The 14,927-nt window shown below is 47.7% G+C and carries 14 protein-coding genes; 9 read left to right on the top strand and 5 right to left on the bottom strand.

The window, feature by feature from the left end:
* The 6 genes from waaB to JTI98_RS04360 all read left to right on the top strand — a co-directional run.
* Window positions 1-1,077, top strand: a 1,077-nt coding sequence (gene waaB / locus JTI98_RS04385; protein WP_216081965.1) for a lipopolysaccharide 1,6-galactosyltransferase, incomplete at its 5' end; no start/stop codon positions are given.
* A gap of 5 nt (window positions 1,078-1,082) precedes the next feature.
* Window positions 1,083-2,096, top strand: a complete 1,014-nt coding sequence (gene waaO, locus JTI98_RS04380) for a lipopolysaccharide 3-alpha-galactosyltransferase (RefSeq protein WP_044267563.1) — start codon at window positions 1,083-1,085, stop codon at window positions 2,094-2,096.
* 20 nt (window positions 2,097-2,116) lie between these two features.
* Window positions 2,117-3,133, top strand: coding sequence for a glycosyltransferase (locus JTI98_RS04375; RefSeq protein WP_216081964.1), 1,017 nt, complete (start codon window positions 2,117-2,119; stop codon window positions 3,131-3,133).
* Between the two features lie 13 nt (window positions 3,134-3,146).
* Window positions 3,147-3,845, top strand: coding sequence for a lipopolysaccharide core heptose(II) kinase RfaY (gene rfaY / locus JTI98_RS04370; protein ID WP_216081963.1), 699 nt, complete (start codon window positions 3,147-3,149; stop codon window positions 3,843-3,845).
* Between the two features lie 180 nt (window positions 3,846-4,025).
* Window positions 4,026-4,880: a 3-deoxy-D-manno-oct-2-ulosonate III transferase WaaZ gene (gene waaZ, locus JTI98_RS04365; RefSeq protein WP_058587397.1), complete on the top strand. Its 855-nt coding sequence runs from the start codon at window positions 4,026-4,028 to the stop codon at window positions 4,878-4,880.
* A gap of 37 nt (window positions 4,881-4,917) precedes the next feature.
* On the top strand, window positions 4,918-5,994 hold the full coding sequence (locus tag JTI98_RS04360) for a glycosyltransferase family 9 protein (RefSeq protein WP_216081962.1): 1,077 nt from the start codon (window positions 4,918-4,920) through the stop codon (window positions 5,992-5,994).
* Window positions 5,995-6,020: 26 nt separating this feature from the next.
* On the opposite strand, the gene JTI98_RS04355 is transcribed toward JTI98_RS04360, so the two are convergent.
* From JTI98_RS04355 to rfaD, 4 genes are read right to left on the bottom strand one after another with little or no spacing between them, the layout of a single operon-like run.
* Window positions 6,021-7,292: an O-antigen ligase gene (locus tag JTI98_RS04355; protein ID WP_156595040.1), complete on the bottom strand. Its 1,272-nt coding sequence runs from the start codon at window positions 7,290-7,292 to the stop codon at window positions 6,021-6,023.
* Window positions 7,293-7,302: 10 nt separating this feature from the next.
* Complete coding sequence (gene rfaC / locus JTI98_RS04350) at window positions 7,303-8,265, bottom strand: lipopolysaccharide heptosyltransferase RfaC (RefSeq protein ID WP_216081961.1); 963 nt, start codon at window positions 8,263-8,265, stop codon at window positions 7,303-7,305.
* A 3-nt stretch (window positions 8,266-8,268) separates the two neighbouring features.
* Window positions 8,269-9,315, bottom strand: a complete 1,047-nt coding sequence (rfaF, locus tag JTI98_RS04345) for an ADP-heptose--LPS heptosyltransferase RfaF (protein WP_058587401.1) — start codon at window positions 9,313-9,315, stop codon at window positions 8,269-8,271.
* A 12-nt stretch (window positions 9,316-9,327) separates the two neighbouring features.
* The gene (gene rfaD / locus JTI98_RS04340; protein WP_042998615.1) at window positions 9,328-10,260 is read right to left on the bottom strand and encodes an ADP-glyceromanno-heptose 6-epimerase; all 933 of its coding nucleotides are present in this window, start codon (window positions 10,258-10,260) and stop codon (window positions 9,328-9,330) included.
* 215 nt (window positions 10,261-10,475) lie between these two features.
* On the opposite strand from rfaD, the gene kbl reads away from it, so the two are divergent.
* The 3 genes from kbl to JTI98_RS04325 all read left to right on the top strand — a co-directional run bounded on the left by kbl (window position 10,476) and on the right by JTI98_RS04325 (window position 13,978).
* Entirely contained in the window at window positions 10,476-11,672 is a 1,197-nt protein-coding gene (gene kbl / locus JTI98_RS04335; protein ID WP_042998614.1) for a glycine C-acetyltransferase, read from the top strand.
* Window positions 11,673-11,681: 9 nt separating this feature from the next.
* On the top strand, window positions 11,682-12,707 hold the full coding sequence (gene tdh / locus JTI98_RS04330) for an L-threonine 3-dehydrogenase (protein WP_042998613.1): 1,026 nt from the start codon (window positions 11,682-11,684) through the stop codon (window positions 12,705-12,707).
* Window positions 12,708-12,943: 236 nt separating this feature from the next.
* On the top strand, window positions 12,944-13,978 hold the full coding sequence (locus JTI98_RS04325) for a glycosyltransferase (protein WP_216081960.1): 1,035 nt from the start codon (window positions 12,944-12,946) through the stop codon (window positions 13,976-13,978).
* Here the strand turns inward: JTI98_RS04325 and JTI98_RS04320 are convergent.
* Complete coding sequence (locus JTI98_RS04320; RefSeq protein ID WP_216081959.1) at window positions 13,965-14,924, bottom strand: divergent polysaccharide deacetylase family protein; 960 nt, start codon at window positions 14,922-14,924, stop codon at window positions 13,965-13,967. The two genes, JTI98_RS04325 and JTI98_RS04320, sit on opposite strands and share 14 nt — an antisense overlap.
* Window positions 14,925-14,927 lie beyond the last annotated feature (3 nt).

Here is a 14,927-nt window from a genome sequence, read left to right as displayed (position 1 = left end):
AAAATCGCATTTATTGGCGAAGCTGTGTCCGGGTTTGGTGGAATGGAAACGGTCATCCGGGATGTTATCAACAACTTTCAGGCCGAACATTCTGCAATCCAGTGTGAGATGTTTTTCTTTTGCCGACATGACAAAATGGATAAGGCGTGGTTAAGCGGTATTAACTACTCATGCTCTTTCTCCACTATCCGTCTGGGCTTTTTACGTCGGGCAAAGCATATCCATACGTTTAGCCACTGGCTAAAGAAAACAGAACCCGATGTGGTGATCTGTATTGATGTGCTGTCTTGCCTGTTCGCCAGTAAAGCGCGGAAGAAATCAGGCCAGAATTTTACGATATTCTCCTGGCCACATTTTTCGCTGGATCATAAAAAACACGCCGAATGTGTTAGCTGGGCAGATTATCATCTGGCAATCAGTAGTGGTATCAAACACCAGATGATCGAACGGGGTATTGATAAAAAAAACATTACCGTTGTTTATAATCCCGTTTCCAGAAAGTCAGAAATTATTCCGCAACCAGAAAAAGGCCAACCCGCGGTCTTTCTGTATGTCGGAAGGATGAAGTTTGAAGGGCAAAAAAGGATTAAGGATCTGCTGGATGGATTATCCCATGCGGAAGGCGAATGGCAGTTGCATGTGGTTGGTGACGGTTCAGATTTTGAAAAATGTCAGTCCTATGGACGAGAACTGGGGATTGATAATCGTATTACCTGGCATGGTTGGCAGGTCTCTCCCTGGGATGTGGTGCAAAACAAGATAAAGAACGTCACGGCACTGTTGCTGACATCATCATTCGAGGGCTTTCCGATGACCCTGCTGGAAGCCATGTCGTATGGCATTCCGTGCATTAGCTCTGACTGTATGTCTGGTCCACGGGATATGATCAAACCGGGTATCAATGGTGAATTGTATCCTCCGAAGGATCTCCAACAGTTTACTCATCTGCTCAATCAAATCCTCTCAGGTCAGATGAAGTATGATAGTCATCTTATTCCTGAGACGATAGATAACTTCTATAATGAAGTCTATTTTCAGCATTTAAGAAGTGCGATATTTTCCAAAATCAATAAGTGATCACTATGACTCAAACGTATTTTGAAGAAAAAGTCATTCAGCAGACTTTAGATTATAACTATGCAGAACATAGTGATGTTGATAGCTTTAATATTGCCTATGGCATTGACAAGAACTTCCTTTTTGGTTGCGGTGTGTCCATTGCGTCAATACTAATTGCTAACCCCGATACTCCGTTTTCCTTTCATGTTTTTACTGACTCATTTAGCAATGAGGAACAGGCGAGATTTAATGCGTTGGCAAAGCAATACGCCACCCAAATCGTGGTATATCTCGTTGACTGCGAGCAGTTGAAATCATTACCAAGTACTAAAAACTGGTCATATGCAACGTACTTCCGGTTTATTATCGCCGACCACTTCGCGGGAAAAATGGACAGGGTACTGTATCTGGATGCAGATATTGCCTGTCAGGGAAGTGTACAAGAACTGATTGACCTCCAGTTTGCTGAACATGAAATTGCGGCCGTGGTAGCGGAGGGAGAGTCAGAGTGGTGGACGAAGCGCTCACTCAGTCTGGCAACGCCGGGACTGGTTTCTGGCTACTTTAATGCCGGCTTTTTGCTGATTAATCTTCCTGTCTGGACCACTGAGGATATTTCCCGCAAGGCCATCGAGATGTTACGCGATCCGGATGTAGTACAGCGTATCACTCACCTGGACCAGGATGTACTGAATATGTTACTGGTCGGCAAGGCGCGTTTTATTAGCAAGAAGTTTAATACCCAATTCAGCATCAATTACGAATTAAAGCGTGATGTGGTTAACCCTGTGGATGAAAATACGGTGTTCATTCATTATATTGGGCCGACTAAGCCCTGGCATCAATGGGGCAACTACCCTATCGCGCAAAGCTTTTTGAATGCGAAAAAGTTATCACCCTGGTGTAATGTTGAATTGCTGAAACCTAACAACAGTCATCAGTTGCGTTATGCGGCGAAGCATATGTTCAACCAGAAGCAATATTTCTCTGGTCTGGTAGATTATGCACTTTACTTTAAAAGCAAAATTATTAAATAAAAATAATTATAGGTGACGCAGTGGACTCATTTCCTGAAATAGAGATAGCAGAATATAAAGTTTTTGATGAGCGCTATGATAATAATGGTAATACATTAAATATCTCTTATGGAATTGATGAGAACTATCTTGATGGTGTCGGGGTGTCTATTACCTCGGTATTAATTCATAATGATATAAATGTTGCTTTTCATATTATCTGCGACAACTATACACAAAGCTTCGTTGATAAGATTGAAGCGTTGGTGCAAGAACATAAGATAAAAGTTTCATTATATCTTATCAATGTCAAATGCCTTGAGGTATTGCCGAAAACACAGGTCTGGTCAAGAGCCATGTATTTTCGACTTTTCGCTTTTGATTATTTGCACCGTAAACTAGAAAAATTGCTGTATCTTGATGCTGATGTCATTTGCAAAGGCCCGCTGGATTATCTTCTGGACCTTGATCTCAATGATAACGTCGCTGCCGTGGTAAAAGACGTTGACTCAATACAGTCCAGGGTAAATGAAAGGCTACCCTCTTTTAATCTTCAGGGTCGATATTTCAACTCCGGTGTTGTCTTGATAAATCTCAGGCGATGGGCTGAGAACCAATTAACTGCCAGGGCGTTGTCTCTTTTGACAGACAGTGATGGAAGTGCAACCTTTTTTAAATATCCGGATCAGGATGTCCTGAATATACTGCTGCGCGATAAAGTTTATTTTTTACCTCGTGAATACAATACAATTTATACCATTAAAAGTGAATTAAGCGATAAGACGCATGAAAAATATTTAAATATAATCCATGCTGATACAAAACTGATTCACTATACAGGGGCGACAAAACCCTGGCATGCTTGGGCAAATTATCCCTCCGCGATTTATTATACTAATGCATTTATTAAATCACCGTGGAAAGATGCTCCTGCCAAAGATGCGCGAACGATGGTTGAGTATAAAAAAAGATATAAACATCTTTTGGTTCAAAAACATTATCTGCGTGGAGCAATTGCGGGTGTAGCGTACCTCTATCGTAAAATTTTAGCGAAATAATACCTTTATAATTATGATCACTGAAACAAAAATTAGAAACTATACCGTATTTGTAAAACAAGATGGCGAGAAATACATTGATATTTTCAATGATTTTTTAACGCATAATCTTAAAGTATTAAGAGTCTTTCGTAGTATTGAGGATACCAAGGTCGTATTAATTGATACTGACCATGGAAAATATATCCTGAAAGTATTTCACCCTAAAGTAAAAAATACTGAGCGATTTTTTAAGTCGTTGGTTAAAGGGGATTACTACGAAAAGCTTTTTTACCAGACCGATCGCGTGCGGCAGGAAGGTTTTGACGCCTTAAATGACTTTTATTTGCTTGCTGAAGTGAAGACCCTTCGTTATGTGCATACTTACATCATGATCATTGAGTATATCGAGGGGGTTGAACTGGTAGACCTGCCTGTCATCTCCGATGATGTGAAGGAGAAGATAAAGCAATCCATTCAAGGGTTGCATCAGCATGGTATGGTCTCAGGTGATCCGCATAAAGGTAACTTCATATTACAAAATGATGAAATAAGAATAATCGATCTGTCCGGAAAAAGACCTTCCCGACAGAGAATGGCGAAAGATCGTATTGATTTAGAACGCCACTATGGTATTGAAAATAATAGAAAAGACCTTGGATTTTATCTCCTGGTTTATAAGAAAAAGTGGCGGAATTTCCTGCGCCGTCTGAAAGGTAAAAGTGTGCGCTAAGCTTCAATGTGATTATTTAGAATATTGCTTTTAGTCGTTCTAAATGCAAAAATGAGTTTGTATATTTTGTGAGCAAATGTGGTCGGTCTGGTTTGCTCATCCTCGCTAAAGATAAACCATGAACACTTTCCTCAAAGATTCATCGTGATTTAAGTTGCATGACAAACCTACAGGTTTCATATGAGTAATGTTAAGTTTATAACTCGAGCAGGTGTTCAGCAACTTATTGCCAACAGAACATCTGATAACGTGATCATTTTCTTATCGGGACCCACCTCCCGAGGGACACCGCTTTCTCTTTTGCAGAACAATGATGTCATTACTGTTAACGGCGCTGCGGAATACTTGCTCAGTAATAGTATTACTCCCTTCATTTATGTCTTAACAGATGCGCGTTTTTTGCTACAAAGGCGTCACGATTTTTATCAATTTAGCCGGGCGAGTAAGTTTACTGTCGTCAATATGGATGTTTATGAAGCCGCTACCGAAGAAGATAAGAAATATATGCGAACTCATTGTTTGATTTTACGCGCATTTTATAAACGTGAAAAAGGCGGCTTTTTCAAGAAACTGAAGCTAGAAATGCTTTCAAAATGGAATAAGAATCTCTTGATTCGGGTGCCCATTTCTAAACGTAAAAGACTGGTTGGATTTAGTAAAGATATCAGTTTAGGTTACTGCTCATGCCATACAGTGGCGTATACGGCGATGCAGATAGCGTATTCATTAGGTTATGACAACACGATCTGTTCCGGATTAGATATCACCGGGAGCTGTGCACGTTTTTATGATGAGAGTCGCAATCCAATGCCTTCTGAACTGAGCAAGGATTTAATCAAAATTCTGCCATTTTTCCAGTTTATGTGTGAGAGCGTTGACGACTTTAATATCTATAATCTGTCTGACGATACTGCAATAAGCTACGATATTATTCCCTATATTAAGGCAGCGGATGTCGCAGCGTTACCCTCCAGACAGCACATCATGAACAATGCGCATGATCTTCACGATCGTGCCGATTCTTATGTAAGTTAGTATTAACCTCTTTTATATTTGTAGTGTGGTAACTCGCATGGGTTTAGGTGCTTTTCATAAGAAAAAAAGATTCTGCATTAATAAAATCAAGATTAATTTTTTGTCATTTTTCTTCGCCAGGAAAAAGAATGCAAAAATTAATGCAGACAAGATTCAGACCTGCTTGCTAATCCATGATAACAACAAGTTAGGCGATTTAATTGTATTGAGTTCGCTGTATCGCGAACTGACTAATCGTGGTGTACAACTGTCAATATTAACCACAGAAACGGGGAAAGCGTTTCTTTCTGGTAATCGTCGGATACATCAGTTTTATATTAAAAAATCAAATGCAATCAGTGATGTACTGGCATTACGTAAATGTCTTTCCCGCGAATCTTTCGATATCGTACTTGATCCTTTTGAAACCATGCCTTCCTTTGGTCACAGCCTGTTGCTGTCGGGTGTCAGACACGCTCATATCCTGGGTTTTGATAAGTGGTATCAACGTTACTATACCGTTTACCATCCGCATGATGAGAAGTTAACGGCGCATATGTGTACACGGGCCAGTGAAATACTGCGTCATTTTTATGGCGATGAACGTCATGAATTTGATGTGAGTTATGATTTACCGCTGCCAGAGTCGGTTGAAAAAGATGTTCTGAATTTTGTTGGCGACTCAAAAATAATTATTATCAATGCATTAGGGGCAAAGAAAATCTGCCGACTGTCTGATGAGCAGATCGGTACGATTTATTCGCATCTCTGTAAACAGTATCCGTGTTACCGAATTATTTTTACCGGCTTAGCCGAAGATATTCGCTCTATTGCGATACCGGGCATTGAATCACTGCCCTTTAAAGAATTCATTTATACGGTTGCACTGACAAAATTCAGTCAGTATGTGATCTCCGTGGATACCGCACTGGTCCATATTGCATCGGCATATGAAATTCCTACGCTCGCGCTTTACCCAAATGCGCGACAAACGACCTACCCCTCACACCTCATCTGGGCACCGAATAACTGCAATGCGTTACAGGTGGTCTCTCCTACGTATACGGTGAAGGATATTAGCCTGAAGGTGCTGACTGAATCGGTAGAGGGGTTGCTGTCAAAACACCAGAAGTGAGTGATAGCTCACTTCTGATCGTCAGGTTATTGTGACGCAATATCGCCGTGCTGTCGGTTTTTCTTGAGGAAAAGCATTAAAACGATCGCGGTTATTAAGATGATTGGCACGCTCCGGGACCAGAGAATAACATCACTCAGCCCGATTCCAATGGCGGCTAACGTTAAGGCAAACAGTCCCAGCGAACGGTGATAATAGACCGTAAAGAACAACGCGATATAGAAGAAAAGCGTCGACAGAACCCCGGCAATCCCTTTCAGTGAGGCGGCTTCGATGAACTCATTGTGCAAATGGACATTCGAAAATTCGAGTGCGCCTTGCAGGTACTTATGTTCTTTCGCTAATTCCGTCATTCGCTGTGCCCGCGTATCGGCCGAGCGTGCCGCGAACGGCGCGTCTTTAAAGATATCAAAGCCAATCTCATACATCGCCAGCCGTGCGCCCAGAGAACTATTACTGTTGCCCTGACTGTAGCGATTCAAATCTGAAACACCTTCATGGTAACGGTTATAAATCGGCTTACTGAATATGGCGATCAGGACAACCAGCGCAATCAAAAAGCCAATGACTGAAAAGAAGAGTTTTTTTGGCGACTTGATATACCCGGCAACCAACGACAGCGCACAGATCACCGGGAAGATCAACAGCGTGGAACGCGTCTGGGTAAGTGCCAGGGCATAGAATATCGCGATGGCATTCAATAAAAATAATATCGGGTGATTCCGCTGGGTGTAGAGAATCGATATTCCGCTGACAATCCCGACAAACATAATGGAGTAGGCGGCGCCCGTAGCCGTACCAATGCCGAAATCAAGACGAGCCATGCCAGTAGTGGATTTTATGTAATATGCATATCCCGCGATAAAAAATGACAGTGAATACAGGATATAAAGCGGTAACTCTTTCTTAATGCGAATTCTTGACGTCAGCGCCAATAAAGTAAGAAAAGCGCCAAAGAGAAAGATTTTCGCCGTGTTCAAATAACTGTGATAGGTCGCGCGAAAGGGAGAGTGATCAACCTTAAAGGCGGAATACCAGACGACATCCAGCGCGCCGATGCTAAAAATAGCGAGCGGTAGCAACCAATACTGTACCGAATAGCTTTCAGGTTTACCGCGTAATAGCAGCGCCAACAGACCCAATATCGCCGTAACATTATATAACTTCATGCTTAGCGTATTATCAAACATTGCGACAATCAGCGTGATGGCACAGAGCAAATAAGTTGTTACTTCCAGTGCTGAAGACGTCTTCGTGGCGTAGTGACGCCAGGGACTGATAAGACTCAAGGTTGGCATTCAATTACCTTTATAATAATGATGATAGTTCGTCGCGGACTGAATCAGCGTTTAGCATTGCTAATTGATTTCCTGGCGCACGACACGCCACCTGGTTCTTCCCGTAACCACCAATGAGCCCTGGATCCGTAGGACCGTACAACGTGATGTTAGGTCGATCGAGTGCGGCGGTCAGATGGCTTAACCCCGTATCGACTGAAACGACAAATTTTGCTCCCGCCAGCACGCGTGCGACGCCTTCCAGCGTCATTCGCGGTAATACCTCAACGTGAGCGAATCCCTCAGATAACCTCTTCGCCCGTGCTTCTTCATGAGGCGCGCCCCAGGGCAATTTAATGCTTATCCCACTGTCAGCTAACAGACCGATTAACGCTCGCCAGTTTGCTTCCGGCCAGTGCTTATCATCGCGCGTTGTGGCATGCAAAAAGACGGCATAGGGCTGTTCACCCGTACTTCCGAAGGTAAGGAAATGCTGCGCAATGGCATAATCGCCCTGCGACGCCGGTTTTTGATAGCCTAAACTTTTTGCAAACAGTTCGCGCGTACGCTCTACGGCATGCTGTTGTCTGGCAATATGATGGCGGCGATTATAGAACAGGCTGGCCAGCGGTTCACGCGCGGTTTGCCAGTCCATGCCGTGTTTAACCCCATGCGCCAGACGTGTGACCAGCGCCGCGCTTTTCACCAGTCCCTGGGCGTCGATGATAGCGTCATAACGCTCAGCCTGTACGGCATCACGAAAGGCTTTGCGTTCTGCTTTAATCGGCGCGGAAAACCAGGCTTTACGCCAACGGCGAATCGCCACGGGGATGACACGGTTCACCGCGGCATGCCAGGACGGTATCTGCGCAAACCCTTCTTCAACCACCCAGTCAAACTGAATATCGGGGATGGCCTGTTGTGCATCCGTGAGTGCCGGCAGGGTATGTAGCACATCACCCATTGAGGACGTTTTGACGATCAGAACCCGCATTCGTCAGGCTTCCTCTTGCAGTAACAGACTGTTGAGTTCTTCCAGCACGCGCGCCGGCGTAATGTCGATCAGACTCTGATGATAGCCTTCGGCGGCATCGCCTTTGCGTACTTTGTGATAGCCCGTTATCAGGCGAATCACACGTGCTTTATGTGACAGAGGCGGGGTGAAATCCGGGCTACTTGGGCCATAGAGAGCGACCAGCGGGCGATTCAGCGCCGCGGCGACGTGCATCAGGCCGGAGTCGTTGGTGACAACGGCTTTACACGCGCCAATCAATATGACCGCCTGTTCGAGCTGTGTTTCGCCCGCCAGGTTACGACACCACGCCTGTTGTTCATCACTCAATGTCGCCAGAATTTCGTTTCCAGCCTCATGATCTTTCGCCGAGCCAAACAGCACTATCTGATAGCCTTCATCGATGAGCTGTTTCGCCAGCTCCGCATAATGGTAGTGCGGCCAGCGTTTTGCCGGACCGAACTCCGCGCCGGGGCAAAAGCCAATCATCGGACGTTCGTCAGAAAGCGAAAACGCGCTGCAGGTTAACGACTTTTCACCTTCGCTCACCTGGAGTTGCGGCCACAATATCGGCTGCGGCAGATCTTTCGCCGTGCGCATCACGCCTTTATCGTAGGCCAGCGCCACGTAACGCTCGACCATTAAGGGCCAGGCGGCTTTATCCAGTACGCGCGCATCGTTAAGCAGGCCGTAGCGCATTTCACCGCGCCAGCCCGTACGGTGAGGGATACCGGCAAAGAAAGGAACCAGCGCTGATTTAAACGAGTTGGGCAACACGTAAGCGCGATCATAGCGTTTTTCACGCAGACTGTGACCCAGTTTGCGGCGTTCGCCAAGTTCGAGTGCGCCGTGGCCGAGCGGCATTGGAATTGCCTCGTTGACTTCCGGCATCCGCGATAACAACGGACGGCACCATGCCGGTGCCATCACATCGATTATCGCCTGGGGATAGCGCGCCTTGAGCGTGCGATAGAGACTTTGCGACATCATCATGTCGCCTACCCAGGACGGGCCAATCACCAGAATCCTCATAGATTGCCTGCCTTACGCGTCGCGGTTCAGCCAGGTCATATATTCCGTAACGCCTTCGGCAACGGTCTTGAAGGGCTTATCGTAGCCCGCAGCGCGCAGGTTGGTCAGATCGGCCTGAGTAAATGCCTGGTAGCGACCTTTCAGTTTTTCCGGGAACGGAATGTACTCAAGTTCACTTTTCTTATGGTATGCCAGCGCGGCATCTGCCACCGCCTGGAAGGATTCTGCACGACCGGTACCCAGGTTAAAGATACCGGACACGCCGTTCTCCCAGAACCACAGATTTACATCCGCCACGTCGCCGACGTACACGAAGTCACGCTTAAAGTTTTCGCTACCTTCAAACAGCTTCGGCGTTTCGCCGTTGTTGAGTTGCGTATTGAGATGGAAAGCCACGCTTGCCATGCTACCTTTATGGCCTTCGCGGGGTCCGTAGACGTTGAAGTAACGGAAGCCGACGATCTGTGAATTGGCTTCTGGCAGGATCTGACGCACATACTCGTCAAACAGGAATTTAGAGTAACCGTAAACGTTCAGCGGTTTCTCATATTCGCGGGATTCGATGAAATCAGACGTGCGACCGCCATAGGTGGCAGCGGAAGAGGCATACAGGAACGGAATTTCGCGCTCCAGGCAGTAATGCAGCAGCTCTTTGGAGTACTGATAGTTGTTATCCATCATGTACTTACCGTCCCACTCGGTGGTGGAAGAGCAGGCCCCTTCGTGGAAAATGGCTTCGATCTCGCCGAACTCTTCGCCCGCCATAATCTGGATTAAGAAATCTTCTTTATCCATATAGTCGGCAATGTTCAGATCCACCAGGTTAACAAACTTGGTGCCGTCTTTCAGGTTGTCCACCACCAGGATATCGGTGATGCCTTTATCATTCAGGGACTTAACGATGTTGCTGCCGATAAAGCCCGCGCCGCCGGTAACGATGATCATAACTGTAACCTATGAATTATGGAGTCAGAGACAATCTCAGACACGAATACCTCTTATCATATCACTACATAGCGTTGGCTTCAGCCATTCACCGAATGGTCGTGTGGGTACGCGTGATTTATCCTGCATTTTAAAGAAGTGATAATGCGTCATCTCGTATCAGCGTCCAGGGTTAGGTAAGATGTGCTGAAATTTGCCCAGTCTGGAGAATCGCAATGCGTGGGGATTTTTACAAACAGTTAACCAACGATCTGCAAACCGCCCGTGCGGAAGGATTGTTTAAAGAAGAGCGCATTATTACGTCTGCTCAGCAGGCCGATATCACGGTGGCGGATGGCAGCCACGTCATTAATTTCTGTGCCAACAACTATCTGGGGCTGGCGAACCATCCAGAGCTGATTGCTGCGGCAAAAGCCGGTATGGATTCTCACGGATTCGGGATGGCGTCGGTGCGCTTTATCTGCGGCACCCAGGACAGCCATAAACAGCTTGAGCAAAAGCTGGCTGAATTCCTCGGCATGGAAGATGCCATTCTTTACTCCTCCTGCTTTGATGCCAACGGCGGCCTGTTCGAAACGCTGCTCGGCGCCGAGGATGCGATTATTTCCGATGCCCTGAACCATGCCTCTATCATTGACGGCGTGCGCCTGTGTAAAGCAAAGCGCTTCCGCTATGCCAACAACGATATGCAGGAACTGGAAGCGCGTCTGCAAGAAGCGCGCGACGCCGGGGCTCGTCATGTGCTGATTGCCACTGACGGCGTGTTCTCAATGGACGGCGTCATCGCCAACCTGAAGGGCGTGTGCGATCTGGCTGACAAATACAACGCGCTGGTGATGGTCGATGACTCTCACGCGGTGGGGTTTGTCGGAGAGAACGGTCGTGGTTCCCATGAGTACTGCGACGTGATGGGCCGCGTAGATATCATCACCGGCACGCTGGGCAAAGCGCTTGGCGGCGCGTCTGGTGGCTATACCGCCGCGCGCAAAGAGGTGGTTGAATGGCTGCGTCAGCGCTCTCGCCCGTATCTGTTTTCTAACTCGCTGGCGCCGGCGATTGTCGCTGCCTCCATCAAAGTGTTGGAGATGGTTGAGTCTGGCGGTGAACTGCGCGATCGCCTGTGGGCCAACGCGCGTCAGTTCCGTGAGCAAATGTCTGCCGCCGGGTTTACCCTGGCCGGCGCCGATCACGCGATTATCCCGGTGATGCTGGGTGACGCGGTGATTGCACAAGACTTTGCCCGCGAGCTGCAAAAAGAGGGCATTTACGTCACAGGATTCTTCTATCCGGTTGTTCCGAAAGGCCAGGCGCGCATTCGTACTCAGATGTCTGCGGCGCATACCCCGGAACAAATCACCCGCGCGGTGGAAGCCTTCACCCGCATTGGTAAACAACTGGGCGTTATTGCCTGAGGATGTGAGATGAAAGCGTTATCCAAACTGAAAGCGGAAGAGGGCATCTGGATGACCGACGTTCCGGAACCGGAAGTCGGCCACAACGATCTGCTGATTAAAATCCGTAAAACAGCCATCTGCGGCACTGACGTTCACATCTATAACTGGGATGAATGGTCGCAAAAAACCATCCCGGTTCCTATGGTTGTCGGCCATGAGTACGTTGGCGAAGTGGTCGGTATCGGTCAGGAAGTGAAAGGCTTCAAAATCGGCGACCGCGTGTCTGGGGAAGGGCACATTACCTGCGGACACTGCCGTAACTGTCGTGGCGGACGCACGCACCTGTGCCGTAATACCACAGGTGTGGGCGTGAACCGTCCGGGCTGTTTCGCAGAATACCTGGTGATCCCGGCGTTCAACGCGTTCAAAATTCCGGACAATATCTCGGATGACCTGGCCTCCATCTTTGACCCGTTTGGCAACGCGGTGCATACGGCGTTGTCGTTCGATCTGGTCGGCGAAGACGTGCTGGTGTCGGGGGCTGGCCCTATCGGCATCATGGCGGCGGCGGTAGCGAAGCACGTGGGTGCACGCAACGTGGTGATCACCGACGTGAACGAATACCGTCTTGAACTGGCGCGTAAGATGGGTATCACCCGCGCAGTCAACGTGTCGAAAGAGAGCCTGAACGAGGTGATGGACGAACTGGGCATGACTGAAGGGTTTGATGTCGGCCTGGAGATGTCCGGTGCGCCGCCAGCATTCCGCGCGATGCTTGACACCATGAACCACGGTGGTCGGATTGCGATGCTGGGCATTCCTCCCTCAGACATGTCTATCGACTGGACGAAGGTGATCTTTAAGGGACTGTTCATTAAAGGCATTTACGGCCGCGAGATGTTCGAAACCTGGTACAAGATGGCCGCGCTGATTCAGTCTGGTCTGGATCTGTCGCCGATCATCACCCACCGCTTCTCGATTGATGAGTTCCAGAAAGGCTTTGACGCTATGCGTTCAGGCCAGTCCGGGAAAGTCATTCTCAGCTGGAATTAATCAGATAAGGCCGGAAAATCCGGCCTTATTTCCTGAGGAATATCTGGAAAGCTGTAAAGAATTGTCATTGTCATAAATAATTCGTAATTGCGTCGTAGTCTTATATTGCTGTTTACCTGATGCCCCTACGCTGAAGTCTCCTGGAGCCTTTACAAATATTATTATCAGCCTTAATCGTTTCTTAATACAAAGGCTGTAAAAAGGCGGATAACTTCAAAGGCATTCGGTAATTTATTATGATGAAAAGTACAAACAGACTCAGTGTTATTATCCCGTTATATAATGCGGGTAATGATTTTAAAGCCTGCATGGAATCTCTCGTCGCGCAAACATGGACTGCCCTGGAAATTATTATTGTCAATGACGGGTCAACGGATAATTCTGTTGATATAGCAAAGTATTACGCCGAAAACTATCCTCATGTACGACTGCTCCACCAGGCGAATGCCGGAGCATCGGTCGCCCGTAACCGCGGGATGGAGGTGGCGAGTGGTAAGTACATCGCATTTGTTGATGCCGATGACCTCGTCTATCCGCACATGTACGAAACGCTAATGACAATGGCGCTGGAGGACGATCTGGACGTCGCGCAGTGCAATGCCGACTGGAGCGAGCGGGATACCGGCGTGACCTGGCAATCTATTCCGACCGACCGGATCCGTTCAACCGGCGTACTCACCGGTCCTGACTGGCTGCGTATGGCGCTTTCTTCCCGCCGCTGGACCCACGTGGTGTGGATGGGGGTTTATCGTCGGGATGTGATTGAAAAGAATAACATCCGCTTTATTCCCGGATTACATCATCAGGATATTGTGTGGACCACGGAATTTATGTTTAACGCGCTGCGTGCGCGTTATACGGAAGAATCCTTGTATAAATATTTCTTACATAATAATTCTGTCAGCCGACTGAAACGTCAGGGTAATAAAAATCTGAACTATCAGCGACATTACATTAAGATCACCCGATTATTAGAGAAGCTGAATCGGAATTACGCAGACAGGATTACTATCTATCCTGAATTTCATCAACAAATAACGTATGAAGCATTGCGTGTTTGTCATTCCGTGCGCAAAGAACCCGATATTTTGACGCGGCAGCGAATGATCGCCGAGATTTTTACCTCGGGGATGTATAAACGTATGATAATGAACGTGCGCAGCGCCAAGGTCGCCTATCAGGCGTTACTGTGGTCAGTGAGATTGTACCAATGGCGCGACAAAACGCGTTCGCACCATCGTACTGCACGTAAAGCGCTTAATCTGGGTTAACGCTGTCATCACGGGGTGTTTTTCCCCAGCCTTGCCACTGATTCTGGAACCAGTTCACCAGCGTGCTCTGACTGATGCTTTCGCTTAACACGCTGAAGAATCGACTGGTATAGACCGGTTCTACGGGTTTCTTCGCTTTACACAACGCCACGCCGCGGAATGGATTTCGCGGGGCGTCGTTGGTTTTCGGCGGTGTCAAATTTGGCGTGGAGGTATCTACCTGCGGCTCATTGAGCAGGCTGCTCGGACGGACAAGGGTGATGTCGGCTGGCAGGTTATACACCATTTGCTGTAACACACGTACCGTCGACGGATGAGGGTGGCCTATCGCGATGGCAGAACCGTTGCGGCGGGCCAGATCAATCGCGCGGGTAAACTGGCGGCGAATGTCCACGTCGTTTTGCGTGTCGTCGAGAAACACTTTCCGCTTAATCACCTTTACGCCGGTTCCGGATGCGGCACGCATCGCCTGACTGTTACCGATGGTCATACTGTCGAGAAAATAGAGATCGTAGCGTTCCAGCGCCTGCATCACTTTTTGCATACCAAACAGGCTGGAAGTCATTGCGCTGCCCATGTGGTTGTTGAGCCCCACCGCGTAAGGCACTTTGCCAACCGCCTCGCGAATGATCCGTTCAATTTCGTCGCTGCTCATCTCCGGACGTAGGGTGTCTTTCTCCAGCGGCTGTTTACTCAGCGGTGACATCGGCAGATGGATCAGCACTTCATGACCGCTGTTATGCGCTTTGGTCGCCATTTCGCGCGCATGAGGCGCATTGGGTAGCACGGCGACGGAGATTTGAGAGGGCATCGCCAGCACCTGATTTTCGTAATGCGGGCGGTAGCCAAAATCGTCAATGACGATGGCGAGTTTGCCAGCAAAAACAGGGGAGGCGAATGCCAGCAGGCTGGCGAATGAAAGAACAGTACGACGAAACTGAGGCAAAAC

This window comes from Citrobacter sp. MGH 55, from assembly GCF_016906145.1.
Taxonomy (GTDB): Bacteria; Pseudomonadota; Gammaproteobacteria; order Enterobacterales; family Enterobacteriaceae; genus Citrobacter_A; species Citrobacter_A amalonaticus.
The sequence above is the reverse complement of the archived record's forward strand: the minus strand, read 5'-3'. Positions and strand labels throughout refer to the sequence as shown.

Coding starts and splice junctions, on each gene's coding strand:
- waaO (WP_044267563.1), top strand. CDS start 1,083: ATGACTCAAACGTATTTTGAAGAAAAAGTCATTCAGCAGACTTTAGAT.
- rfaY (WP_216081963.1), top strand. CDS start 3,147: ATGATCACTGAAACAAAAATTAGAAACTATACCGTATTTGTAAAACAA.
- waaZ (WP_058587397.1), top strand. CDS start 4,026: ATGAGTAATGTTAAGTTTATAACTCGAGCAGGTGTTCAGCAACTTATT.
- JTI98_RS04360 (WP_216081962.1), top strand. CDS start 4,918: ATGGGTTTAGGTGCTTTTCATAAGAAAAAAAGATTCTGCATTAATAAA.
- JTI98_RS04355 (WP_156595040.1), bottom strand. CDS start 7,292: ATGCCAACCTTGAGTCTTATCAGTCCCTGGCGTCACTACGCCACGAAG.
- rfaC (WP_216081961.1), bottom strand. CDS start 8,265: ATGCGGGTTCTGATCGTCAAAACGTCCTCAATGGGTGATGTGCTACAT.
- rfaF (WP_058587401.1), bottom strand. CDS start 9,315: ATGAGGATTCTGGTGATTGGCCCGTCCTGGGTAGGCGACATGATGATG.
- rfaD (WP_042998615.1), bottom strand. CDS start 10,260: ATGATCATCGTTACCGGCGGCGCGGGCTTTATCGGCAGCAACATCGTT.
- kbl (WP_042998614.1), top strand. CDS start 10,476: ATGCGTGGGGATTTTTACAAACAGTTAACCAACGATCTGCAAACCGCC.
- tdh (WP_042998613.1), top strand. CDS start 11,682: ATGAAAGCGTTATCCAAACTGAAAGCGGAAGAGGGCATCTGGATGACC.
- JTI98_RS04325 (WP_216081960.1), top strand. CDS start 12,944: ATGATGAAAAGTACAAACAGACTCAGTGTTATTATCCCGTTATATAAT.